The sequence below is a fragment of the Pseudomonas karstica genome, from assembly GCF_009707515.1.
In the GTDB taxonomy this organism is placed as follows: Bacteria; Pseudomonadota; Gammaproteobacteria; order Pseudomonadales; family Pseudomonadaceae; genus Aquipseudomonas; species Aquipseudomonas karstica.
In genome coordinates this window covers 130,464-153,373 of the sequence record NZ_WLYI01000009.1, presented here as the reverse complement: position 1 = coordinate 153,373, position 22,910 = coordinate 130,464, and the positions used below count along the sequence as shown (strand labels likewise).

Below are 22,910 nucleotides of genomic sequence, written 5' to 3'. Positions count from 1 at the left end.
AGCTTCGATGGACTGAAGCAGCTCGCTGTCGAATCTCGCATAACTCTTTGTTTACCAAGGAGTTTTCCGTTTAGACTGCGCCGGAAGTGGGGCGAATTATAGACTTCCAGGATCTGCCGTCAAGGGTTAATTACGCTTTTGTTGCAGAAGGTGCTTTTTTCGCAATAAAGCGAGGGATTCGGCGCATTACAGGAGGAATTCGCAGAACAAGAAGCACTGCACCTATAGAAGCATAGATAACCCACTCCTTCAGATCAGCACGCACGATCCACAACATGTGTAACAGGCCAAGCCCGAGGATCACGTAAACCAAGCGATGTAACTTCTTCCAGCGAACACCTAACCTACGCTGGCTATAGCGATTAGAGGTCACAGCCAACGCCAATAGGCAGAGAAAACCCAATGTTCCCACAATAATGTAGGGCCGCTTGCGCAGCTCCACACCCAATTGCGGCCAATCAAGCCCCAGAATAAAGATGCAATAAGCCGCCAGATGTAGCACTACATAGGCAAAGCACCACAACCCCAACTGCCGGCGCACCGCTATCCACCCTGCCCAACCGCTGAGTTTCTGCAGTGGTGTCATCCCCAGGGTGACCAACAACAAAATCAACGTACCCAACCCCAGCCGATCAACCAGCACCTTTCCTGGATCAGGGCCCAGGGCAAAGCTCCAGGCCTCGTACAACCAGAACAGCGGCCACACCGCCACCGCTATAAAGACGCCAATGCGCCAGATCGGGTACCGCATCAGTAGTTCTTCCGCAGATCAAGGCCGGTATAGAGAGACGCGACTTCTTCGGAGTAACCGTTGAACATCTGTGTCTCCCGCACGTTAGGACTGAACAAGCCACTCGGCAGGCGACGCTCCCGGGCCTGCGTCCAGCGTGGATGATCGACGGTGGGATTCACGTTGGCATAAAAGCCATACTCATCCGCCGCAATGCTTTGCCAGGTGGTTTTCGGCTGCTCGCTGACCAAGCTGATCCGCACGATAGACTTGATACTCTTGAAACCATACTTCCAAGGCACTACCAAGCGTAGCGGCGCGCCATTCTGATTTGGCAGCTCACGACCGTACATGCCCACCGCCAGGATCGCTAAAGGATTCATCGCCTCATCCAGACGCAACCCTTCTATATAAGGCCAGTCGATCAGGGCAAATCCAGAACGCTGCCCCGGCATACTTTTAGGATCCTGCAGGGTTTCGAAGCGAATGTATTTGGCCTTGGAGGTTGGCCCGACCTGCTTGAGCAGCGCCGAAATAGGAAAGCCGATCCAGGGAATCACCATCGACCACGCCTCGACACAGCGTAAACGGTAGATCCTCTCCTCCAACTGATAGGGCTTCATGAAGTCTTCCAAGGCATATCGCCCGGGCTTCTCGACCTCACCATCAATAACCACGCTCCACGGCTCGGTCTTCAGCGAACCTGCGTTGGCAGCTGGATCGCCCTTGCCCGTACCGAACTCATAGAAGTTGTTGTAGTGGGTTGCGTCCTTGAACGGGGTAATCGCCTCGTCCTTGACGTTAACCGCCTGCCACTGGGTGCTCGGCAGTTTCTCGGCAAACCAACCTGGGGCCTCGCCGGGTTCAACATCAGCATAACGCGAAGCGTCGGCGGCGCTGGCCCAGCGCGGAAGGCTGCTCGCAGCAATACCGGCAAGCGCACCACCGAGAAGGCTGCGGCGAGAAAAATAGAGGGATTCAGGGGTCACTTCCGATTCTTGGCAATCGGACGCTTTTGGGACTTTGATTAACATGGCAACTCCGCAGTCTTGGAGGGTTCTGCACCAATAGACTGCGGAGTATGGGGGAAATTACATTAAGGCAACGTTTTGCGCCGGCGAAGATGCAACAGGTACTGCACCGGACCAGAGGCCGCGTAAACAAGGAACGCCAGCAGCAAAATGCGCGGTGGATCACTGAACACCACAGCAAACACCAGCACCACCGCAAGAATGGCCACAAACGGCACGCGCCCCTTGAGATCCAGCTCCTTGAAGCTGTTGTACTTGATGTTACTCACCATCAGCATGCCAGCCGCCGCCACCATCAAGGCAACCAGGAACGACATTTTGGAGCCCTGGATTCCATAATCGCTGAACGCCCAGACAATACCCGCTACCACACCCGCCGCAGCCGGACTGGCCAAGCCAATGAAATAGCGCTTATCGGCTGTGCCCACCTGCGTATTGAACCGCGCCAGACGCAATGCAGCACCCGCGACATAGATGAAGGCCACCATCCAGCCAACCTTGCCCATATCCCCCAGCGCCCAGGCGAATGCCAACAACGCCGGCGCAACACCAAAAGCGACCATGTCGGACAGCGAGTCATACTCTGCGCCAAAGGCACTCTGTGTATTTGTCATCCGCGCCACACGACCATCAAGACCGTCGAGCACCATAGCGACGAAGATCGCAATGGCGGCAAACGCAAAGTACTTGCTCGCGCCGCCAGCATCACCGGCCGCGAGCGCGCTCTGGGCACTCATGGAGTTGATGATGGAGTAGAACCCCGCAAACAGGTTCGCAGTAGTGAACAAGTTGGGCAGAAGATAGATGCCACGATGCCGGACCTTGCGGCCTTCGGCATCATGCCCCTCTTCGATATGTTCATCGATCGGTAGCAGGCTTTCGGCGTCAGAGGCCTGGTTTGGCTCGTCGGGACGTTCGCTCATGGACTTTACCTAGCAACAATGTGAAAAATTTCGACAGAAATTTGCGGCGAGTGTTCGAACGCAAACGATGCAGCTTTATACCAGAACCTGCCCCCTAAACGAAAAAACGCGGCCTAAGCCGCGTTTTCCCTTGATGCCTACGACTTAGTTTTTGGCTTTGTCGACGATCTTGTTGGCACCGATCCACGGCATCATGGAGCGCAGTTGCTCGCCGATGATTTCGATACCGTGAGCGGCGTTGTTACGACGCTTGGCGGTCATCGAAGGGTAGCCGGTAGCACCTTCGCTGATGAACATTTTTGCATACTCGCCGTCCTGAATACGTTTCAGGGCGTTGCGCATGGCTTGGCGGGACTCGGCGTTGATCACTTCCGGGCCCGTCACGTACTCGCCGTACTCGGCGTTGTTGGAGATCGAGTAGTTCATGTTGGCGATGCCGCCTTCGTACATGAGGTCAACGATCAGCTTCAGTTCGTGCAGGCATTCGAAGTAGGCCATTTCTGGCGCGTAGCCCGCTTCAACCAGAGTTTCGAAACCGGCCTTGACCAGCTCAACGGTACCGCCGCACAGAACGGCTTGTTCACCGAACAGGTCGGTTTCGGTCTCGTCCTTGAAGGTGGTTTCGATGATGCCGGTACGACCGCCACCGACGCCGGCAGCGTAGGACAGCGCAACGTTTTTGGCGTTGCCCGAAGCGTCCTGGTAGATCGCGATCAGGTCAGGAATGCCGCCGCCTTTGACGAACTCGGTACGCACGGTATGACCCGGTGCTTTCGGCGCAATCATGATCACGTCGAGGTCAGCTCGTGGCACAACCTGGTTGTAGTGGATTGCAAAACCGTGGGAGAAGGCCAGGGTGGCGCCCTTCTTGATGTTCGGCTCTACTTCGGTCTTGTACAGCGCGGACTGGAACTCGTCCGGGGTCAGGATCATGACCAGGTCGGCAGCAGCAACAGCCGAAGCAACGTCAGTCACTTTCAGGCCGTGGGCTTCAGCCTTGGCAACAGTGGCCGAGCCTTTGCGCAGGCCGACAGTCACGTCTACACCGGAATCTTTCAGGTTGCAGGCTTGAGCATGACCCTGGGAGCCGTAGCCGATGATGGCGACTTTTTTGCCCTGGATGATCGACAGGTCACAATCTTTATCGTAATAAACTTTCATGAGGTTCCTCTATATATCCAGGCCGTTAAGGCCATTCGCTAATTTGAGTTAGATGCTGAGTACTTTGTCGCCACGGGCGATCCCGGTGACGCCACTGCGTACGGTTTCCAGAATCGAGGCCGTCCCGATCGATTGGATGAAGCTGTCCAGTTTGTCGCTTGTACCGGTCAGTTGAACGGTATAAACGCTGGCGCTCACATCGACGATCTGCCCACGATAAATATCGGTAGTACGCTTGATCTCGGCACGCTGGGCACCCGTGGCCTTGACCTTTACCAGCATCAATTCACGCTCGATGTGGGCACTTTCCGACAAATCGACCAGCTTGACCACTTCGATCAGCTTGTTGAGGTTCTTGGTGATCTGTTCGATCACCTCATCATGCCCCACGGTGGTCAACGTCAAACGCGATAGGGTCGGGTCTTCGGTTGGCGCCACAGTCAGGCTTTCGATGTTGTAGTTGCGTTGTGAAAACAGGCCGACCACACGAGACAGAGCGCCCGGTTCGTTCTCCAGAAGCAGGGAGATAATGTGCCGCATGATTAGGTACGCTCCGTCTTGTTCAGCCACATGTCGCGCATAGAGCCGTCTTTGATCTGCATCGGGTAGACGTGCTCACTGGTATCGACCTTAATATCGATGAACACCAGGCGATCCTTCATGGCGAACGCTTCTGCCATCTTCGGCTTCAAATCCTTCAAATCGGTGATGCGCATGCCCACATGGCCATAGGCTTCAACCAGCTTGACGAAATCAGGCAGAGACTCCATGTAGGAGTGGGAGTGACGGCTGCCGTAGCTCATGTCCTGCCACTGGCGAACCATACCCAATACACCGTTATTCAGGCAGACGATCTTCACCGGCAGGCCGTACTGCAAGCAAGTCGACAACTCTTGAATGTTCATCTGAATACTGCCCTCGCCGGTGACGCAAGCGACGTCGGCATCCGGGAAGCTCAGTTTCACACCCATGGCGGCAGGAAAACCAAAGCCCATCGTGCCCAGGCCGCCGGAGTTGATCCAGCGGTTAGGCTTGTCGAACGTGTAGTACTGCGCCGCAAACATCTGGTGCTGACCCACATCGGAAGTTACAAAGGCATCACCCTTGGTCACTTCGCACAGGGTTTCGATCACGGTCTGCGGCTTGATGATGCTGCCGTCACCCTTGTCATAAGGGAACAGGCCGCGGTCACCGCGCCACTCGTCGATCTGCTTCCACCAACTGTCGACGGAATCCTTATTCGGGGTTTCACCAATGTCCTTGAGTGTGGCAACCATCTCGGTCAATACACTTTCCACAGGACCGACGATAGGCACGTCTGCCTTGATGGTCTTGGAGATTGACGCCGGGTCGATATCGATGTGGATGATCTTGGCGTTCGGGCAGAACTTGCTCGCGCCATTGATCACCCGGTCATCGAAACGTGCGCCAACCGCCAGGATTACATCGGCATGGTGCATGACCAGGTTGGCCGTGTAACTGCCGTGCATGCCAAGCATGCCGACGAACTGACGATCCGAACCCGGGAATGCGCCCAGCCCCATCAGGGTGTTGGTCACCGGCAGATTGAGCATCTTGGCCAACTCGGTCAGCGGTGCGGAACCGCCCCCCAGGATCACGCCACCGCCCGAGTAGAGCACTGGGCGCTTGGCAGCCAGAAGCATTTCTGCTGCCTTGCGAATTTGCCCCGAATGCCCGCGAACGGCCGGGCTGTAGGAACGCAGCTTGGCTTTCTTCGGGAAGATGTATTCGAATTTTTCCGCGGGGTTGGTCATGTCTTTCGGGATATCGACCACCACAGGGCCCGGGCGACCGGATTGCGCGAGGTAGAACGCCTTCTTCATGACTTCCGGGATTTCCGAGGCATGCTTGATCATGAAGCTGTGTTTCACGATCGGCCGGGAGATACCGATCATGTCGGTTTCCTGGAAAGCATCGGTACCGACCATGGTGCTCGCCACCTGGCCAGAAATGATCACCATCGGAATGGAGTCCATATAAGCAGTCGCGATGCCGGTGATGGCATTGGTCGCGCCAGGGCCGGAGGTTACCAGTACCACACCGGCTTTACCGGTAGCACGGGCATACCCGTCAGCCATATGGGTCGCGGCCTGTTCATGACGAACCAGGATGTGGGTAACAGCCGGTTCCTTGAACAGTGCGTCATAGACATGCAGCAGAGCACCACCTGGGTACCCGTAGATATAGTCGACGCCTTCGTCACGCAAAAAGCGGACGAGCATCTCACCGCCAGATAAAAGCTCCACGTTGTTCACCTCTAAAACGCCAGAATACCGTCCACTAAAAGCCGACGGGTCTTAATAGGTTTACTTCTCAGCAGAGCATGAGCGACGGTGGTCGCCGACTACGTCAGCACTGACTGAGCAAGTATTGGGATCGACCCAAGTGTTGCGGGCTTTTCCCACCCAGCGCGAGGTAACGCGTTGCGGGTGTAACAGGTCGGCGCGGATGTGCGCCTCATGATCTGCCGAGTGGGACTGCTTCTGGCAGTCCCTCTACAGCGGACTTTGGATTCTTCTGTTTCAGCCTCTTCAAGTCAAGCAATAATTGCGCTTTTTTCCAACTAAGCGCATGAGAACACAGAAGAAATGGGCTTGATGAGGGATAAAACTCGCCTGAATGTCGTCAAGCGGTAGAAATATGCGCAGGGCTGCCGGAAAATCCGGCAGTCAGGCAATTAACCAGCGTCGACGATCAGTTGATCGAAGTTTTTCAGCGCAGCCCGTAGGCCAAGGCTTTCCAGAGGACGGTCGGCATAGACCATTTCGGCCATTTCCATAATCCCGGATGCATTGGGCAATGGCAGGTCCTGCTCAAGGATTTGCTTCATCCTTGCCAGGAAAATCCACTGCAGCCATTGATGGAAGTCCAGGGTGTCGACCGAAAACGGTTCGACACTGCTCAAGGCTTCCACGCTGGGAGATTGCTCATCCCACCAACCCTGCAATCGCAGCTCGCGCTCAATCAACAACAGCTGTTCGGCAATTGCTGGAAAACGTGCATCCATCAGAGACTTACCTTGGCCTTTTGCTTAGCCTGGGCAGCACCGGCAGCATCGCCCTGCTTCTCACGGGCCTGGGCGATCAAGTCCCACAGGCTGGCCTGCAGGGCTGGACGCCCATTGGCCAAGGTCAGGCCACGACGCGCAAACTGCTCGGCTTGGGGCGCATCACCTTGGGCCATGCGCACTTGAGCCAGCCGGTAAAGTACTTGAGGCTCACGAGGCGCTACACGCTGGGCGCGCTCAAGACTGGAGGAGGCGCCATTCAAGTCGCCACCAGCCTGTTGCTGCTGGGCGGTAGTGAGCAAGGCCAGTACTGGGCCATCAAGTTGCTCATCAGCTGACAAGCTGCCGCTGGCTGACGGGACCCCGCTGGGTGTCGAAGGCATGTTGTAAGTGCCCTGGTTGATCGGGGCTGATTGAATCGGTGCCGAGATCGGCCCAGGTGTAAACGGTTCGGTGCTGATCGGCGTCGAGGTCGCAGCGCCACCCCCCGGAATCATCACCACCACGCCGGAGTCCTGCGGCACCGCCTGGGCCGTGGTTTGCGCCGGACGTGTGACCACCGTCTGGCGGAAACCACCATTGGCCGAGATGCGGTCGTTATTGGACACAGCGGTCCCGGAATCCACCACCGGAATAGAGCCGCGCTGCACGCTGGCACAACCATTGAGCAAAGCCAGAGCTGTAATAGCTGGAATCCACCACTTGTTCACTTGAAACCCTCTTTGCTTAATTCATCCAGCCCTTGACCCAATCCATCACCGACTCAGCGTCACCGGGGGCACCGCCACCGCACGCCGCGCCGGGAGGCGGTTCGCTGCCGCGAATATACGGCATCTGCACCACGCCCGGACAACTGGTGTCAGAACCCTGCCCAGTATGGGGGTCGATCCAGGCTTGAACGATATTATCCGGCTGTGGCATGTTCAGCGGCAACGGGTCGGCCTTGTGCATGAAACTGGTCCAGACCTGCAACGCGCCAGTGGCCCCGGTGAAGGGGGTCTTGCCATTGTCATCGCGCCCCAGCCAGACCACTGCCAACAGATCCTGGCTGAACCCGGCGAACCAGCTGTCTCGAGAATCATTACTGGTGCCTGTCTTGCCTGCCAGCGTCAGGTTTGATGGCAGAGTTCTGTAAACCGAGCGTCCAGTCCCTTCGCGCATGACCCGCTGCATGGCGTTCTGGACCAGATAAATAGAGGCCGGATCGAAACGCTGCTGAATCTGGAACGGATAGCGCTTGAGTGGCTCACCTTCTGCGGTCAAGACACTGCGGATCCCGCGCATTGGTGTGTTGAAACCTCCATTGGCGAGGGTCTGGTACATGGTCGCCACGTCCATCGGGCTCATGCCGCCAGCCCCCAGCAACATCGACGGAAACGCTGGAAACTCGCGATTGACTCCCAGGCGCGCCAATGTCTTGAGGACATTCGGTACACCCAACTCAAGGCCCAGGCGTGATGTCGACAGGTTGTAGGAGTGCGCCAGCCCCTGGTACAGGAATACCGTACCGTGGGAGCGACGATCATAGTTCTGCGGCTTCCACACCTGGCCATCCGCGCCCTTGACCGTCAGCGGAGCATCGGACAACCAACTGGTCAGGGTGTATTTGCTCGGTTTTTCCAGGGCCGTCAGGTACACCGCAGGCTTGACCAGCGAGCCAATCGGCCGCACAGCATCCAACGCCCGGTTGAACCCGGCGAAACCGGCCTGGCGACTGCCGATCATGGCTTGGACCTCACCGGTTTCCGGATTGGTCACCACCATGGCGGCCTCGACTTCAGCGGAGCCTTTACGGCCTGCCAGGCGCTTGAAGGTGTCATTGACCGAGGCCTCGGCCTTCATCTGAAGGATCGGGTCGAAGCTGGTGAAAATCCGCAGGCCCTCTTCGGTCAAGTCTTCGTCGCGATAGTCTTCACGCAATTGACGCTTGACCAGGTCAATAAAACCCGGAAACGAGCTGTCGGCCAACTTGCCGCGAGTGGTCACGCTCAAGGGCATTTTTTTCGCCGCGGCGACCTGCTCAGGTGTTGCGACACCTTGCTCCTCTAGCACGTCCAGTACGAGGTTGCGCCGCTCCAACGCCCGCTCAGGATTGCGACGAGGGTTGTAGTAGGACGGCCCCTTGACCATCCCCACCAGTAACGCAACTTGATGCAGTTTCAGCTCGGACAATGGCTGGCCGAAGAAGAACTGGCTGGCCAGGCCAAAACCGTGCACCGCACGTTGACCGTCCTGGCCGACAAATACCTCGTTGAGGTATGCCTCCAGGATTTCCTGCTTGCTGTAATGCAACTCAAGCAGCATCGCCATCATGGCTTCGGTGAGTTTACGGGTCAGGCTGCGCTCGTTGGTCAGGTAGAAGTTCTTGACCAATTGTTGCGTCAGCGTACTACCACCCTGGGTCATCTTGCCGCCAGAGGTGTTGACCCAGATGGCTCGGGCGATCGACTTGGGCGATACACCCCAGTGGCTGTAGAAATCCCGATCTTCCACGGCAATCAGGGTGTCCAGCAGGTACGGCGGCACCTGATCAATCTTGATCAGGATGCGATCTTCCAGGTTTTTCGGATAAATCCCACCGATCAACAACGGCTCCAGACGCACTACCGGCAGCTTCGAACCGTTGAGGGACGACAGTTCAGCCACGTAGTCGCCAGAGAAGCGCACACGTACCGGTTGGGGTTTCTCCAGCCCTTCGTAAAACTGGAAACCACGGGTATTCAGGTCAACGGTATTGCCATTGACCGAGGCCGCACCGGGGCCATTGCTCACGCTCTCTCGGCGATAGCCCAGGGCATCGAGTTCAGTGAGGAAGTCGGCCTTGCTCAGTTTTTGGCCGGTGAACAATTCCAGTGGCCGCGCGTAGACCTTGGCCGGAATAGTCCAGCGCTTGCCGGAGAACTTCTCCTGGACCACGGCATCGAGGTAGATCGCGAAGCCTGCGACCACTACAAGAGCGACCAGGCCAAGCTTGAGCGCCCAACCCAGCCAGGGGCGCAGGCTGCGGGAAGGCGGTTTTTTACGGGAACGAGGAGATCGGGTACGAGTCATGGCGGCGGATTATACGCACTTTATTGATGATCAACATGAACCGGGCAGCGGTTTGCACGACAGGCTGCAGCAGCCATAATGCCCGCCATGATTTTTTCCAGACTCTGAAGGATCGCCCGTGAGCCAGTCCCTGATCGCTGCCCTGCAAAACCCTGCCCTCTACCCTCATCCGGTGGATGAGTTTCAAGTCATCGAAACCCACATTTCCTGGGTCGTACTCACGGGCCCCTATGCTTATAAAGTGAAGAAACCAGTCAATTTCGGCTTCCTCGACTTCACCAACGTGGATGCCCGAGGCCACTTCTGCAACGAAGAGCTGCGCCTCAACCAGCGCCTGACCGAAGATTTGTACCTTGAGGTATTGCCGATCACCGGCAGTATCGAGGCGCCACAATTGAAGGGTGATGGCCCGATCATCGACTACGCCTTGAAAATGCGTCAATTCCCACAAAGCCAATTGCTCAGCACCCTGCAGAACAATGGCGAACTGACCACTGCCCACATCGATGAGATGGCCAAACAGATAGCGCACTTTCACCTCAATGCACCCAAGGTCCCGAAAGATCACGTGGCCGGCACCCCGGAAGAGGTGATGGCACCGGTACGGCAGAACTTCGAGCAAATCCGCCCGTTCCTCAGCGACAAGGCCGACCTGCTGCAACTGGACGCCCTCCAGGCCTGGGCCGAAAGCAGCTTCGAGCGCCTCAAGCCGCTGCTCGAGCAGCGCAAGCTCAACGGCTTCATTCGTGAATGCCACGGTGATATCCATCTGGGCAACGCCACCCTCATCGATGGCCATGTAGTGATCTTCGACTGCATCGAGTTCAACGAACCGTTTCGCTTTACCGACGTATACGCCGACGCCGGCTTCCTGGCCATGGACCTCGAAGACCGCGGCCTCAAATCCCTGGCCCGACGTTTTATCAGCCAATACCTGGAATTGACCGGCGACTATCAGGGCCTGGAGTTGCTCAACTTCTATAAAGCCTATCGCGCGCTGGTAAGAGCCAAGATCGCCCTGTTCAGCATGCCAGCCCAAGCCGCCGCCGTGCAGCGCGCAACCACCCTGCGCCAGTACCGTAACTACGCCAACCTGGCAGAAAGCTACAGCACTATCCCGTCGCGCTTCCTGGCCATCACCCATGGCGTATCTGCAACCGGCAAAAGCCATGTGGCCATGCGCCTGGTGGAAGCGCTGGGGGCCGTTCGATTGCGTTCGGATGTGGAGCGCAAGCGCCTGTTTGGCGAACAGCACATCGAAAATACGCCGCAAGCTGGCATCTATACGGCCGATGCCAGCACCACTACTTACGCGCACTTGAACTCGATTGCCGACTCGGTACTGCGCGCCGGTTTCCCGGTGGTGCTGGATGCCACCTACCTCAAGCGCGAACAACGCGATGCAGCGGCCAAGATCGCCGAAGCGACCGGTGCGCCGTTTCTGATCCTCGACTGCAACGCACCATCAGCTGTTATCGCCAGTTGGCTGGCACAACGTCAGGCAGACAAAAACGATCCGTCCGACGCCACACTGACCATCATTGAAGAGCAGCAAGCCAACCGCGACCCGCTCAGCGCCGAGGAATTGCTGCTCAGCAAGCGAGTCGAGACCAATGAAAGTGGAACACTCGACGCATTGGTCGCGCACATTCGTCAGCGCCTGCCCGGCCTGTAAGAAAGTTTCTTGGTCGAAGAGTCTTCATTGACTCACGACCAAGAGATAGTGGCACTATAATGGCGCCACAGATCCAACAGGAGACGCCGTTATGAGCCAGCCGAAGCTTCTTGATTCCTCGCTGTACGCCCTTCTGCATAAAGACGACATTCATGGGTTCAATCGGGAACGCCCAAAAGAGGCGACCGTCGACATGCGCGGTGGTGACTTTCGTGGCCTGGACCTGCGAGACCTGAACGCCGAGGGTGTGGATTTCACTGACGCGTATTTCCGCTCAGCCGACCTACGCGGCCTGGACTTGCGCGACTGCCCCCTGGAAGGCGCCAGCCTGGCCCATGCGCAAATCTCGGGCACCTACTTCCCACCAGAGCTGAGCGCTGACGAGATCCTCATGTCGGTCAATTTCGGCACTCGCCTGCGTTACCGCATCCGGTAACGCAGTCACCTTCTGCGCTTATGTGCCCAGTGCTACGGGCCCTTCACGCCTGCCCACGCCGCAGACTCCTACCCCAGCCTTAGAAGCTTTTGCATCATTGCCGACCAAACAACTACAGTTTTCCTACTGAGCGCTACACTCCTTTCAGGCTTACCGGTCACGATACCCACCGCACCATTCGGCTGTCGCAAGGAGGCTTAATGAATGATGAGCTGCAACACCTGAAAAATCTTGGCAAGACCTCGGCGCAGTGGCTGCATGCAGTGGGCATCCATAGCGCATCGGATCTTCGCCGCCTGGGGGCAGTAGATGCCTACCGGGCTGTAAGAACTCGGGGGTTCAGGGCTTCCAAAGTGCTGCTGTATGCCATCGAAGGAGCGTTGCTGGACATGCATTGGAACGACATTCCTGCTGAGCGCAAGAATGCATTGAATCGTGAACTGGAAGCTCTTTCAGCACGCAACAAGAACTGAACAGGCTACTTGCCCCATGCCCCCAAGAACTCCAAACCTGTTTTGAGGGAAGTCGAAAAACAAATGTTGACTCTCAAATGAGAATCGTTATGATTATCACGGCTGGTCGCGAGATCAGCCGATAACTGAAAGACCATTGGTTCGGACTCTCAGATTATCTCCTCATCAGGCTAATCACGGTTATTTGACCCGGCTCTTGCCGGGTCTTTTTTTGCCTGAAGAAAATGCTCTGCAGCGTACCAACCAATCCACCTGGCACTCAGCGCGCAATGATCAACGGATGCCCTCGCTCGGGATGCGGCTGAACCAATACATCCAGCCCAAACACCGCCTTCAGGGGGCCGGGCTGCATGACTTTCGCGGCAGTGTCCAAGGTATGGGGACGCCCGTCCTCCAGCAACAGAATGCGATCACAGTAGCGAGCGGCCAGGTTCAAGTCATGCAAAATTATCAGCACGCCAGCGCCTCGGTCTGCAAAAGCGCGAACGGTCTGCAGGGTTGTATGCTGATGCAGCGGATCAAGCATCGAGGTCGGCTCATCCAGCAATAAGGTCTGCCCTGCCTCTCCCGGCCAGAGTTGCGCCAACACCCGCGCCAGGTGCACACGTTGGCGCTCACCACCGGACAAGGCCAGGTAACTGCGCCCACTCAAGTGGCCAATGTCGGCGGCGTGCAAGGCGCTGCTGATAATTTCATCATCCCGTGCCCGACCAGTCTGATGAGGCAGGCGCCCCATGCCCACGACCTCTTCAACGCGGAAGGCGAAATCCAGGGTCGACGCCTGCGGCAACACCGCTAGCCGTTGGGCCCGTTGTGCCCCGCTCCAGTCTTTCAACTCCCGCTGATCCAACCAGACGCTGCCTTGATCCGGCTGTAGTTCACCGCACAAGGCACCCAACAATGTACTTTTCCCGGCGCCATTGGGGCCCAACACGCCAAGCACTTCGCCCGGTTGCACATTGAGGGTAACGCCCGTCAGCACGATTTTCTTGCCACGACGGATCTGCAACGCTTGCACTCGCAGCATCAGGCGCGCCCTCGTAGCAACAGGTAGAGAAAAAACGGCGCTCCGATAAACGCCGTAACGATACCGATCGGCAGTTCCGCCGGCGCCAAGGCCAGGCGGGCCACCAGATCGGCAAACAAGAGCAAGCTTGCCCCCGCCAGCACAGATGCAGGCAGTAGCACCCGATGATCGGGCCCCGCCAAGAGACGTACCAGGTGGGGCACCACCAACCCAACAAAACCAATCATTCCCGCCGCCGCCACTGCTGCACCGACACCCAACGCTGTGCAAAAAACCAACTCACGCTTGAGCCCTTCGACATTGATGCCCAAGTGATTGGCTTCCGACTCACCAAGCAACAATGCATTCAGCGCCTTTGCTCGACGTGGCAACCACAGTGCTACACCACCGCTCACCAGCAACAGCGGCCATAATCGCGAATAGCTGGCACCGTTGAGACTGCCCAGGTTCCAGAAGGTCAGGGTGCGCAAAGTGGCGTCATCGGCCAGATAGGTAAACAACCCGACCGCAGAACCGGCCAGAGCCGTCAGCGCGATACCGGCGAGCAACATGGTGGCGACATTCGTCTGGCCGTTGCGCCGCCCCAGACGGTAGACCAGTGCCGTCACACCCAAGCCTCCAAGAAACGCACACAACGAAAGCAGATACGGCCCAAGGGTATCTGGCAAACCGCCAAAGAATGCACCACCGACAATCGCAACCGCCGCCCCCAGCGCCGCACCACTGGACACACCTACCAGGCCCGGGTCAGCCAACGGGTTGCGAAACAGGCCTTGCATGGCGACGCCCGACAGCGCCAGTACACCGCCAACCGCCAGCCCCAACAAGGTGCGCGGCAAGCGAATCTGCCCCAGGATCAATTCCGCCTGCTCCAGCCCCTGGGCTTCAATCGGCACGCCAAGCAAGCGCAAGGCGGCTCGCAACGTATCCAGCAACGGCAGGCTGACTGGCCCAAGGGCCAATGACAGCCAGATCGCCAATACACACAGCAGGCTCAGGCCAACAAACAACGCACGGGGTTTAACCAGAGTGGTCATGGGGAAGTTTTAGCCAGGGACGGGTAGAACCCAGCGGACAGCCTCACCAGACTGTGGGGCAGACGCGGCCCAAGGCCGCCCACCAGCAGGGTGGGGTCCAACTCGAAGACGCGACCATGCTTTGCCGCAGGGGTTGAAGCAAGAATAGGATTCTCCTTGAACAGCGCTGTACGAGCGGCATCTCCCGTCAGGGTGCGATCAGCAACTACCAACACGTCAGGGCTCAGGCCCGCCAGGGATTCGACGGAAAACGACTTGTAGCCAGTGTGGGTCGCCAGGTTACGCCCACCTGCTTGCCGCAGCATCCAGTCAGCCGCAGTATCTTTACCGGCAATTAAAGGCTTGCCACCGGCATGGCCCAGCAATAACAGCACACCCGGCACCTTTTGCGTGGTTCGAGCCTTGGTTACCCAATTTGTTTGCTGCTCAAGTTGCCGCTGATAATCAGCAAACAACTCAGCGGCCTTAACCTCGTTGCCCAGCAACTTGCCCAAATGCTGGAGGTTACCCTGCAGGGTCGGCAGATCGGGCTGGGCAGAAAACATCTCCACCTGCACACCCGCGCTACGAATTTGCGCCAACACCGGTGGCGGGCCCATTTCTTCGGTACCTACCAGTATTTGCGGACGCAAACTGAGGATGCCTTCTGCAGAGAGTTGACGCTGATAGCCAATGCTCGGCAAGGCCTTGAGGGACTCCGGATGCTGGCTGGTGGTGTCGACCCCCACCAACTTCGATTCGGCACCGAGGGCCGTCACCCACTCCGACAATGCACCGCCAGCGCTGACCCAACGCTGCAACGGTTCCGAGGCCTGGGCCCCGTGGTTGACCAGCAGTCCGACAACAAGCGCAATAGCGCTGGCACTCAGGCGCATAAAAGGGTTTCCTTCCAAGGAGTGGGCCCACTGAATCACTCGGCCATGTGACGGATCGACACTGTCTGGCATCGTACTGAGCACGCAGTTACCTAGCGGGCGAATCAGGCATTTGATAATTATTTGCATTTGAACGTCAAGCACTGGGCTCGCCGACAAACCCAGGATAGCCCTGCAGCCCGCAAACAGCGGTCCTTGAGGATCAACATGAAGTTTCTTTGCCCTTCCTACGACCTAGCGCAAGACGCCAGCCTCGGTTTCGATATAGACGGCCGCAAGCTGTTTGCCGTGCGTCGGGAAGGAGTGGCCTACTTCTATATCAACCGTTGCCCCCATCGCGGTGTGCCGCTGGAGTGGCAGCCGAACCAATTTCTCGACCCCAGCGCCAGCCTGATCCAGTGCGCCACCCACGGTGCCCTGTTCCTGATCGAAAGCGGTGAGTGCGTCGCCGGTCCCTGCGCAGGCCAAAGCCTGGTCGCCCTGCCCGGCCGCGAAGACGAACAGGGCCTGTGGGTACGACTCTAGTCGCCCAAGATCACGTCCAACCGCCGGTCGACGTAGATTTCCTCTGAAGTAATCCGCACGCCGTACGCCAACACTTCCACCCCGGCGGCCTTGGCTTCCCGTAATGCCGCCGCATAGCCCGCATCAATTTCTTCAGCAGGACGCACTGCGTCGATACCGGACAGGTTGACGCAATACAACTGCACAGCCCGCACACCCTCGCGGGCCAAGTGTGCCAGTTCACGCAAATGCTTGGCCCCGCGCTGGGTCACCGCATCGGGAAATGCCGCTACCCGTGAGCCATCGAACCCCAAAGTCACACTTTTGACTTCCACATACGCCGGACCGTCGGGGTAATCGAGACGAAAATCGATGCGACTGTTTTCCTGGCCATAAGCCACTTCGCGCTTCAACTCGCTAAAACCGTTCAATTCGCTGATCAACCCCGCGCGCAACGCCTCTTCGATCAACCCGTTGGCTCGGCCAGTGTTTACACAAAACAAACGGCCTTGCGGGGTTTCGCCAATTTCCCAGGTGCCGGGGAGTTTGCGCTTGGGGTCGTTGGAACGGCTGAACCAGACCTGTCCACCTTCAACCAGGCAATTGAACATCGACCCCGTGTTCGGGCAGTGAATGGTCAACAATTCGCCGGTAACGGTTTCGATGTCAGCGAGGAAACGCTTGTAACGACGAATCAACCGTCCTTCTTCAAGAGGAGGATGAAAGCGCATCAGCCTTGCCAGCTCTGCAAGCCACGGGCAATTCGCTCCACGGCTTCCTGTAGCCGATCAAGGTTTTGCGTGTAGGCAAATCGCACATGGTGCCCGGATTGATAACGACCAAAGTCAAGGCCAGGCGTGAAGGCCACATGTTCGGTTTCCAGAAAGTATTGGCAAAATTTGAAGGCATCGCCGCCAAATGCGCTGATATCTGCGTACAAATAGAAAGCACCCTCCGGCTCGACAGCGATCCCGAAACCCAACTCTCGCAGTGCGGGCAGCAAGAAGTCGCGCCGACGGCCGAATTCGGCCCGGCGCGCTTCAAGAATATCCAGGGTTTGCGGGGTAAAACAGGCCAAGGCTGCGTGCTGTGCCATGCTCGGTGCACTGATGTAGAGATTCTGCGCCAACTTTTCCAGCTCACCCACCGCAGCAGGAGGGGCCACCAGCCAGCCCAGCCGCCAGCCGGTCATTCCAAAATATTTTGAAAAGCTATTTAAAACGAAGGCTTCGTCGTCCACTTCCAGCACGCTGGCGGCATCGGTGCCATAGGTCAGCCCATGATAGATCTCATCCACCACCAAGTGCCCGTTGCGCGCCTTGATCGCGCTCGACAGCCCAGCCAGCTCCTCGCGCGTCAGGATAGTGCCGGTGGGATTGGCTGGCGAGGCGACCAACGCACCCACGCTGTCCGGGCCCCAATGACGCGCCACCAGGTCGGCTGTCAGTTGATAGCGTACCTCGGGCCCTACCGGGACCAGTTGCGCCGCCCCCTCCACCAACCGCAAGAAGTGTCGGTTGCACGGGTAACCTGGGTCCGCCAGCAGCCAGTGCTTGCCCGGATCCACCAACAGGCTGCTCGCCAAAAGCAAGGCGCCGGAGCCTCCCGGGGTGATTAAAATACGCTCAGGGTCGACCTCCAGGCCGTAGCGCTGCTGGTAGAAGCCGCTGATGGCTTCGCGCAACTCCGGCAGCCCGCGAGCTGCGGTATAGCGGGTCTTGCCATTGGCCAGCGCCGCCTGTCCGGCCTTGATGATGGGCTCGGCAGTGGTGAAGTCCGGCTCGCCGATTTCCAAGTGAATCACATCATGACCGGCAGCCTGCAATTCGTTGGCTCGCGCCAGCAACGCCATGACATGGAACGGTTCGATAGCGCGACTGCGCGCGCTGTAGGGCTGAGCCATTAGCCTTCCTTAACTGATGAGGACAAACCCCGATTCTACCCAACCGGCGGCGCAATACATGCTCTATTGTCCCAACATCCGTGCTTGGCGTTTCGGGCAAGTGTCGGCAAATCGGCTAAAATTAACCTTCCAGGCAGTACAAGCCCCGCCCTGCTACGGCCTATGTCTGTTTGCACCCCTCACAAAACGGGGCTTCGACAACCGGGAGTGGCGCACCCCGGATCTATCTGGTAAGTTCGCCCGCTTGCAGCCGCAGGGCCGGCAGGTGTCGGTGATGTTGCAATCCTGCGCAATGGATTAGAAGAGTGAGAGGCGGTCCATTCATGCCCACCCAAGCAAAGCAACAGCAAACTCAAGGCCTAAGCGGCTTCGAACCCTACGTGGAAAAGAAGGGCGAGGAGTACATGGGCGAGCCCATGCGCAAGCACTTCACCAAGATCCTGCAGAAGTGGAAACAAGACTTGATGCAGGAGGTCGACCGTACCGTTGACCATATGAAGGACGAAGCGGCCAACTTCCCTGACCCGGCAGATCGTGCCAGCCAGGAAGAAGAGTTCAGCCTTGAACTGCGCGCCCGTGATCGCGAGCGCAAGCTAATCAAGAAAATCGACAAGACCCTGCAACTGATCGAGGATGAAGACTACGGCTGGTGCGAATCCTGCGGTGTCGAGATTGGTATTCGCCGTCTGGAAGCCCGTCCTACCGCCGACATGTGTGTGGATTGCAAGACCTTGGCGGAAATCAAGGAAAAACAGGTCGGCAAGTAATCACCGCCGAACAGTAAAAATGGGGCGTGTGAACGCCCCATTTTTGTTTCTGGCGTTTACCGGTTTTCCAGTAATATCCGGACTATGACAGCCTCCTCCTATATCGGGCGCTTCGCCCCCACGCCCAGCGGCCACTTGCACTTCGGCTCCCTGGTCGCCGCCCTCGCCTCCTACCTCGACGCCCGCGCCAGCAACGGCCGTTGGCTGATGCGCATGGAAGACCTCGACCCTCCGCGGGAAGAGCCCGGCGCCCAGGCGGCTATCCTCAGCGCTCTGGAAAGTTACGGTTTTGAATGGGACGGTGAACTGGTCCGACAAAGCGAACGGCACGATGCCTACGCCGAAGTGCTGAACCGCCTGTTCAGCCACGGCCTGGCCTACGCCTGCACCTGCTCACGCAAACAACTGGAATCCTACAACGGCATTTATCCCGGCCTGTGTCGTAACGCCGGTCACGGCCTGGAAGACACCGCGATCCGTCTGCGGGTGCCGGAGCTTGCCTACCACTTCACCGACCGGGTGCAGGGCGAGTTCCGACAACACCTGGGCCGCGAAGTCGGTGACTTCGTGATCCGCCGCCGCGACGGGCTCTATGCCTATCAACTGGCCGTGGTCCTCGACGATGCCTGGCAAGGCGTCACCGACATCGTACGCGGCGCCGACTTGTTGGACTCTACCCCACGCCAGCTGTACCTGCAGGAGCTGCTGGGCCTGCCTCAACCGCGCTATCTGCATGTGCCGCTGATCATCCAGCCGGACGGTCATAAATTGGGCAAGTCCTACCGCTCGCCGCCCCTGGCGCGCGATCAGGCCACGCCGTTGCTGCTCAGAGCATTGCGCGCCCTTGGCCAACAGCCGGGTGTAGAACTCTCTTACGCCAGCCCTAGGGAGTTGCTGGATTGGGGCATTCGTCACTGGAATGCCGCAATGATCCCGCACACACCAACCCTGGAGGACGCACAATTGCACTAAGGGCTCTTGCAGCTTGGCGCCCATCCGTTACCATCGCCGCAGTTTTTCAATCAGAGTGTAGGAGTGAGCTTGCTCGCGAAGAACTCAAAGGCACCGCATTTATCCAGAATGCACGCGTTATCGTTAACGTCCTTCGCGAGCAAGCTCGCTCCTACAGAAAACCATCGCGCTACCGCGTTTTCAATCAGAGGCCAATATGTATATCTATCGATTGGTCCTTCTACTGGTCGTCGGGATCTATCTGTTTTCTCCCGCCATCATGGATTGGTGGATCGACGCCACAGGCGCGTGGTACCGGCCCTATCTGCTTTGGCTGATTCTGATCGTTGTGACTTTCATCCTGCAGAGCCAAAAAGATGCCGATGAGCTTTAGCCTGACCCAGATGCTGCTGATCAGCGCCGCCTACCTGGCCGCGCTGTTCGGTGTAGCCTGGATCAGTGAGCGCGGAATGATTCCGCGGGCGATCATTCGCCATCCGTTGACCTACACCTTGTCCCTGGGCGTCTATGCCAGCGCCTGGGCGTTTTATGGCACGGTAGGACTGGCCTATCAGTACGGTTATGGCTTTCTCTCCAGCTATCTCGGGGTTTCGGGGGCATTCCTGCTGGCACCGGTGCTGCTGTATCCGATCCTGAAAATCACCCGGACCTATCAACTGTCGTCCCTGGCAGACTTGTTCGCCTTTCGCTTTCGCAGCACCTGGGCCGGGGCGCTGACCACGATTTTCATGTTGATCGGCGTTCTGCCGCTACTCGCGTTGCAAATCCAGGCCGTCGCCGACTCCATCGGCATCCTTACCCGCGAACCCGTGCAGCATCGGGTTGCCCTGAGCTTTTGCGCGTTGATTACCCTGTTTACGATTTTTTTCGGCTCGCGGCATATCGCCACTCGGGAAAAGCACGAAGGCCTGGTGTTCGCCATTGCCTTTGAGTCAGTCATCAAGCTGATCGCCATCGGTAGCGTCGGCCTCTATGCGCTGTATGGCGTGTTTGACGGCCCACAACAGCTGGAACTGTGGTTACTGCAAAACCAGACCGCCCTCGCTGCCCTGCATACCCCCCTGCAAGAGGGCCCATGGCGCACGCTGTTGCTGGTGTTCTTTGCCTCCGCTATTGTCATGCCGCACATGTACCACATGACCTTCACCGAAAATCTCAACCCGCGCTCGCTGGTCAGCGCCAGTTGGGGCTTGCCGCTGTTCCTGTTGCTGATGAGCCTGGCGGTGCCGCTGATTCTGTGGGCGGGCCTGAAACTGGGGGCCACCACCAACCCGGAATATTTCACCCTGGGTATCGGTATCGCCGCCAACAGCAAGTCCCTGGCACTACTGGCCTATGTCGGCGGTTTGTCTGCCGCCAGTGGACTGATCATCGTCACCACCCTGGCGCTGTCGGGCATGGCACTCAACCACCTGGTGCTGCCGTTGTACCAGCCGCCTGCCGAAGGCAACATCTATCGCTGGCTGAAGTGGACACGCCGGGCGCTGATCGTTGCGATCATCATGGCCGGTTATGGCTTCTACCTGATGATGGCGGCCGAGCAAGACCTGGCCAACCTGGGCATCGTCGCCTTCGTCGCCACGCTGCAATTCTTGCCTGGTGTGTTGTCAGTGCTGTACTGGCCAACCGCCAATCGCCGGGGCTTTATCGCCGGGCTGCTGGCAGGGATCCTGGTGTGGCTAATCACCATGCTGCTGCCACTGGTGAGCGATCTGCAGGGCTTCTACATTCCGCTGTTGAACATGATCTACGTACTGGATGACACCAGTTGGCACATGGCGGCCATTGCCTCCCTGGCGGCCAACGTACTGATGTTCACTTTGATCTCGCTATTTACCAACGCCAGCCCGGAAGAAACCAGCGCCGCTGAAGCCTGCGCGGTGGACAACGTGCGCCGTCCGCAACGGCGTGAACTGCATGCCGCCTCTCCCCAGGAATTCGCCACGCAATTGGCCAAGCCGTTAGGTGCCAAGGCCGCGCAGAAGGAAGTAGAGCAGGCGCTGCGTGATCTGTACCTGCCTTTCGATGAGCGTCGCCCCTACGCCCTGCGCCGCCTGCGGGACCGTATCGAAGCCAACCTCTCGGGCCTGATGGGTCCCAGCGTGTCCCAGGACATGGTCGAGACTTTCCTGCCCTACAAGGCGGGTGGTGAAAACTACGTTACCGAAGACATCCATTTCATCGAAAGCCGGCTGGAGGACTACCACTCACGCCTGACGGGCCTGGCCGCCGAGCTTGATGCCCTGCGCCGCTATCACCGCCAAACTCTGCAGGAGTTGCCCATGGGCGTCTGCTCCCTGGCCAAGGATCAAGAGATCCTGATGTGGAACAAAGCCATGGAAGAGCTCACCGGCATCGCTGCCCAGCGCGTGGTGGGTTCGCGCTTGAATACCATCGGCGACCCGTGGAAAGAGCTGCTCCAAGGCTTCATCGACCTGCCTGACGAACATTTGCACAAACAGCACCTGGCCCTCGATGGCCAGACCCGCTGGCTCAATCTGCACAAAGCCGCCATCGACGAACCACTTGCGCCCGGCAACAGCGGCCTGGTGTTACTGGTGGAAGACCTGACTGAAACCCAGATGCTCGAGGACAAACTGGTGCATTCCGAGCGACTGGCCAGCATTGGCCGACTGGCAGCCGGCGTAGCCCATGAAATCGGTAATCCGATCACCGGTATCGCCTGCCTTGCGCAAAACCTGCGGGAAGAGCGGGAAGAAGACGGCGAAATCATCGAAATCAGCGGGCAAATCCTCGAACAGACCAAGCGCGTCTCACGCATCGTGCAGTCGCTGATGAGCTTTGCCCATGCTGGCGCCCATCAGAATCACGACGAAGCAGTGTGCCTGGCGGAGGTCGCCCAGGATGCCATTGGGCTGCTGGCCTTGAACCGGCGCAATTTCGAAGTACAGTTTTTCAACCTGTGCGATCCGGAACATTGGGTCGACGGCGACTCCCAACGCTTGGCACAAGTGTTGATCAACCTGTTGTCCAACGCCCGCGATGCGTCACCGGCCGGTAGCGCGGTACGTGTCAAGAGCGAGGCTTTCGAGCACACCGTCGACCTGATCGTCGAGGACGAAGGCAGTGGCATTCCACAGAACATCATGGACCAACTGTTCGAACCCTTCTTCACCACCAAGGATCCGGGTGAAGGTACTGGTCTGGGCCTCGCACTGGTCTATTCCATCGTTGAAGAGCATTATGGACAAATCACCATCGACAGCCCGGCTGACACCGAAAGCCAACGCGGCACCCGTATTCGGGTGACCTTGCCGCGTCATGTCGAAGCGACGTCCGCTGTGAACTGAGACCGT

General features: G+C 58.1%; 22 protein-coding genes. 8 read left to right on the top strand and 14 right to left on the bottom strand.

The window, feature by feature from the left end:
* Nucleotides 1-130: 130 nt before the first annotated feature.
* The 9 genes from msrQ to mrcB all read right to left on the bottom strand — a co-directional run bounded on the left by msrQ (nucleotide 131) and on the right by mrcB (nucleotide 9,924).
* Nucleotides 131-751, bottom strand: a complete 621-nt coding sequence (gene msrQ, locus GIR22_RS09035; protein WP_154742993.1) for a protein-methionine-sulfoxide reductase heme-binding subunit MsrQ — start codon at nucleotides 749-751, stop codon at nucleotides 131-133.
* Nucleotides 751-1,764 carry a protein-methionine-sulfoxide reductase catalytic subunit MsrP gene (msrP, locus tag GIR22_RS09030; protein WP_154742992.1) on the bottom strand — a complete coding sequence of 338 codons (1,014 nt, stop codon included), beginning with the start codon at nucleotides 1,762-1,764 and terminating at the stop codon, nucleotides 751-753. Before msrP ends, msrQ begins: the two co-directional genes overlap by 1 nt.
* Nucleotides 1,765-1,826: 62 nt before the next feature.
* Complete coding sequence (pssA, locus tag GIR22_RS09025; protein WP_154742991.1) at nucleotides 1,827-2,684, bottom strand: CDP-diacylglycerol--serine O-phosphatidyltransferase; 858 nt, start codon at nucleotides 2,682-2,684, stop codon at nucleotides 1,827-1,829.
* Between the two features lie 144 nt (nucleotides 2,685-2,828).
* A complete protein-coding gene (gene ilvC / locus GIR22_RS09020) occupies nucleotides 2,829-3,845 on the bottom strand; it encodes a ketol-acid reductoisomerase (protein WP_154742990.1) in 1,017 nt (338 codons plus the stop codon).
* A gap of 48 nt (nucleotides 3,846-3,893) precedes the next feature.
* The gene (gene ilvN, locus GIR22_RS09015; RefSeq protein ID WP_003176102.1) at nucleotides 3,894-4,385 is read right to left on the bottom strand and encodes an acetolactate synthase small subunit; all 492 of its coding nucleotides are present in this window, start codon (nucleotides 4,383-4,385) and stop codon (nucleotides 3,894-3,896) included.
* 2 nt (nucleotides 4,386-4,387) lie between these two features.
* Nucleotides 4,388-6,112, bottom strand: coding sequence for an acetolactate synthase 3 large subunit (locus tag GIR22_RS09010; protein ID WP_178122169.1), 1,725 nt, complete (start codon nucleotides 6,110-6,112; stop codon nucleotides 4,388-4,390).
* A 431-nt stretch (nucleotides 6,113-6,543) separates the two neighbouring features.
* The gene (locus tag GIR22_RS09005) at nucleotides 6,544-6,873 is read right to left on the bottom strand and encodes a YqcC family protein (protein WP_154742988.1); all 330 of its coding nucleotides are present in this window, start codon (nucleotides 6,871-6,873) and stop codon (nucleotides 6,544-6,546) included.
* Nucleotides 6,873-7,583, bottom strand: coding sequence for a tetratricopeptide repeat protein (locus tag GIR22_RS09000; protein ID WP_178122168.1), 711 nt, complete (start codon nucleotides 7,581-7,583; stop codon nucleotides 6,873-6,875). The genes GIR22_RS09005 and GIR22_RS09000 overlap by 1 nt, the downstream gene beginning before the upstream one ends.
* Nucleotides 7,584-7,599: 16 nt before the next feature.
* Nucleotides 7,600-9,924 carry a penicillin-binding protein 1B gene (mrcB, locus tag GIR22_RS08995; RefSeq protein ID WP_154742987.1) on the bottom strand — a complete coding sequence of 775 codons (2,325 nt, stop codon included), beginning with the start codon at nucleotides 9,922-9,924 and terminating at the stop codon, nucleotides 7,600-7,602.
* A 118-nt stretch (nucleotides 9,925-10,042) separates the two neighbouring features.
* On the opposite strand from mrcB, the gene GIR22_RS08990 reads away from it, so the two are divergent.
* From GIR22_RS08990 to GIR22_RS08980, 3 genes are all read left to right on the top strand, one after another.
* Nucleotides 10,043-11,599, top strand: coding sequence for an AAA family ATPase (locus GIR22_RS08990; protein ID WP_178122167.1), 1,557 nt, complete (start codon nucleotides 10,043-10,045; stop codon nucleotides 11,597-11,599).
* A 91-nt stretch (nucleotides 11,600-11,690) separates the two neighbouring features.
* Nucleotides 11,691-12,035: a pentapeptide repeat-containing protein gene (locus tag GIR22_RS08985; protein ID WP_154742986.1), complete on the top strand. Its 345-nt coding sequence runs from the start codon at nucleotides 11,691-11,693 to the stop codon at nucleotides 12,033-12,035.
* A gap of 200 nt (nucleotides 12,036-12,235) precedes the next feature.
* Nucleotides 12,236-12,508, top strand: a complete 273-nt coding sequence (locus tag GIR22_RS08980) for a TfoX/Sxy family protein (protein ID WP_154742985.1) — start codon at nucleotides 12,236-12,238, stop codon at nucleotides 12,506-12,508.
* A 259-nt stretch (nucleotides 12,509-12,767) separates the two neighbouring features.
* On the opposite strand, the gene GIR22_RS08975 is transcribed toward GIR22_RS08980, so the two are convergent.
* The 3 genes from GIR22_RS08975 to GIR22_RS08965 are packed head-to-tail and all read right to left on the bottom strand — an operon-like array spanning nucleotide 12,768 to nucleotide 15,447.
* On the bottom strand, nucleotides 12,768-13,490 hold the full coding sequence (locus GIR22_RS08975; RefSeq protein ID WP_425502933.1) for a heme ABC transporter ATP-binding protein: 723 nt from the start codon (nucleotides 13,488-13,490) through the stop codon (nucleotides 12,768-12,770).
* Between the two features lie 44 nt (nucleotides 13,491-13,534).
* Nucleotides 13,535-14,572 (bottom strand): FecCD family ABC transporter permease, encoded by a 1,038-nt coding sequence (locus GIR22_RS08970; protein WP_154742983.1) that lies wholly within the window; start codon nucleotides 14,570-14,572, stop codon nucleotides 13,535-13,537.
* The gene (locus GIR22_RS08965) at nucleotides 14,569-15,447 is read right to left on the bottom strand and encodes a heme/hemin ABC transporter substrate-binding protein (protein WP_154742982.1); all 879 of its coding nucleotides are present in this window, start codon (nucleotides 15,445-15,447) and stop codon (nucleotides 14,569-14,571) included. Before GIR22_RS08965 ends, GIR22_RS08970 begins: the two co-directional genes overlap by 4 nt.
* Nucleotides 15,448-15,654: 207 nt before the next feature.
* On the opposite strand from GIR22_RS08965, the gene GIR22_RS08960 reads away from it, so the two are divergent.
* Entirely contained in the window at nucleotides 15,655-15,972 is a 318-nt protein-coding gene (locus GIR22_RS08960) for a Rieske (2Fe-2S) protein (protein ID WP_154742981.1), read from the top strand.
* Here GIR22_RS08960 and sfsA read toward each other — a convergent pair.
* Both sfsA and GIR22_RS08950 read right to left on the bottom strand, forming a co-directional pair.
* Entirely contained in the window at nucleotides 15,969-16,682 is a 714-nt protein-coding gene (sfsA, locus tag GIR22_RS08955) for a DNA/RNA nuclease SfsA (protein ID WP_154742980.1), read from the bottom strand. The two genes, GIR22_RS08960 and sfsA, sit on opposite strands and share 4 nt — an antisense overlap.
* A complete protein-coding gene (locus GIR22_RS08950) occupies nucleotides 16,682-17,854 on the bottom strand; it encodes a pyridoxal phosphate-dependent aminotransferase (protein ID WP_154742979.1) in 1,173 nt (390 codons plus the stop codon). Before GIR22_RS08950 ends, sfsA begins: the two co-directional genes overlap by 1 nt.
* A gap of 323 nt (nucleotides 17,855-18,177) precedes the next feature.
* Here GIR22_RS08950 and dksA point away from each other — a divergent pair, with 323 nt between their 5' ends.
* The 4 genes from dksA (at nucleotide 18,178) to GIR22_RS08930 (ending at nucleotide 22,904) form a co-directional block, all read left to right on the top strand.
* Nucleotides 18,178-18,621 carry an RNA polymerase-binding protein DksA gene (dksA, locus tag GIR22_RS08945; protein WP_154742978.1) on the top strand — a complete coding sequence of 148 codons (444 nt, stop codon included), beginning with the start codon at nucleotides 18,178-18,180 and terminating at the stop codon, nucleotides 18,619-18,621.
* Nucleotides 18,622-18,705: 84 nt separating this feature from the next.
* Entirely contained in the window at nucleotides 18,706-19,593 is an 888-nt protein-coding gene (gene gluQRS / locus GIR22_RS08940; protein WP_154742977.1) for a tRNA glutamyl-Q(34) synthetase GluQRS, read from the top strand.
* Nucleotides 19,594-19,789: 196 nt separating this feature from the next.
* Entirely contained in the window at nucleotides 19,790-19,966 is a 177-nt protein-coding gene (locus GIR22_RS08935; RefSeq protein WP_003176118.1) for a hypothetical protein, read from the top strand.
* The gene (locus tag GIR22_RS08930) at nucleotides 19,950-22,904 is read left to right on the top strand and encodes a sensor histidine kinase (protein ID WP_178122166.1); all 2,955 of its coding nucleotides are present in this window, start codon (nucleotides 19,950-19,952) and stop codon (nucleotides 22,902-22,904) included. The genes GIR22_RS08935 and GIR22_RS08930 overlap by 17 nt, the downstream gene beginning before the upstream one ends.
* The last annotated feature ends 6 nt before the right edge of the window (nucleotides 22,905-22,910 follow it).

What these genes read in the sequence shown, in the direction of transcription:
- GIR22_RS08950 (WP_154742979.1), bottom strand. Translation starts at nt 17,854, where the DNA reads ATGGCTCAGCCCTACAGCGCGCGCAGTCGCGCTATCGAACCGTTCCAT.
- msrP (WP_154742992.1), bottom strand. Translation starts at nt 1,764, where the DNA reads ATGTTAATCAAAGTCCCAAAAGCGTCCGATTGCCAAGAATCGGAAGTG.
- GIR22_RS08980 (WP_154742985.1), top strand. Translation starts at nt 12,236, where the DNA reads ATGAATGATGAGCTGCAACACCTGAAAAATCTTGGCAAGACCTCGGCG.
- ilvC (WP_154742990.1), bottom strand. Translation starts at nt 3,845, where the DNA reads ATGAAAGTTTATTACGATAAAGATTGTGACCTGTCGATCATCCAGGGC.
- gluQRS (WP_154742977.1), top strand. Translation starts at nt 18,706, where the DNA reads ATGACAGCCTCCTCCTATATCGGGCGCTTCGCCCCCACGCCCAGCGGC.
- GIR22_RS08960 (WP_154742981.1), top strand. Translation starts at nt 15,655, where the DNA reads ATGAAGTTTCTTTGCCCTTCCTACGACCTAGCGCAAGACGCCAGCCTC.
- GIR22_RS08970 (WP_154742983.1), bottom strand. Translation starts at nt 14,572, where the DNA reads ATGACCACTCTGGTTAAACCCCGTGCGTTGTTTGTTGGCCTGAGCCTG.
- mrcB (WP_154742987.1), bottom strand. Translation starts at nt 9,924, where the DNA reads ATGACTCGTACCCGATCTCCTCGTTCCCGTAAAAAACCGCCTTCCCGC.
- GIR22_RS08935 (WP_003176118.1), top strand. Translation starts at nt 19,790, where the DNA reads ATGTATATCTATCGATTGGTCCTTCTACTGGTCGTCGGGATCTATCTG.
- GIR22_RS08965 (WP_154742982.1), bottom strand. Translation starts at nt 15,447, where the DNA reads ATGCGCCTGAGTGCCAGCGCTATTGCGCTTGTTGTCGGACTGCTGGTC.
- dksA (WP_154742978.1), top strand. Translation starts at nt 18,178, where the DNA reads ATGCCCACCCAAGCAAAGCAACAGCAAACTCAAGGCCTAAGCGGCTTC.
- GIR22_RS08930 (WP_178122166.1), top strand. Translation starts at nt 19,950, where the DNA reads ATGCCGATGAGCTTTAGCCTGACCCAGATGCTGCTGATCAGCGCCGCC.
- msrQ (WP_154742993.1), bottom strand. Translation starts at nt 751, where the DNA reads ATGCGGTACCCGATCTGGCGCATTGGCGTCTTTATAGCGGTGGCGGTG.
- sfsA (WP_154742980.1), bottom strand. Translation starts at nt 16,682, where the DNA reads ATGCGCTTTCATCCTCCTCTTGAAGAAGGACGGTTGATTCGTCGTTAC.
- pssA (WP_154742991.1), bottom strand. Translation starts at nt 2,684, where the DNA reads ATGAGCGAACGTCCCGACGAGCCAAACCAGGCCTCTGACGCCGAAAGC.
- GIR22_RS09005 (WP_154742988.1), bottom strand. Translation starts at nt 6,873, where the DNA reads ATGGATGCACGTTTTCCAGCAATTGCCGAACAGCTGTTGTTGATTGAG.
- GIR22_RS08985 (WP_154742986.1), top strand. Translation starts at nt 11,691, where the DNA reads ATGAGCCAGCCGAAGCTTCTTGATTCCTCGCTGTACGCCCTTCTGCAT.
- ilvN (WP_003176102.1), bottom strand. Translation starts at nt 4,385, where the DNA reads ATGCGGCACATTATCTCCCTGCTTCTGGAGAACGAACCGGGCGCTCTG.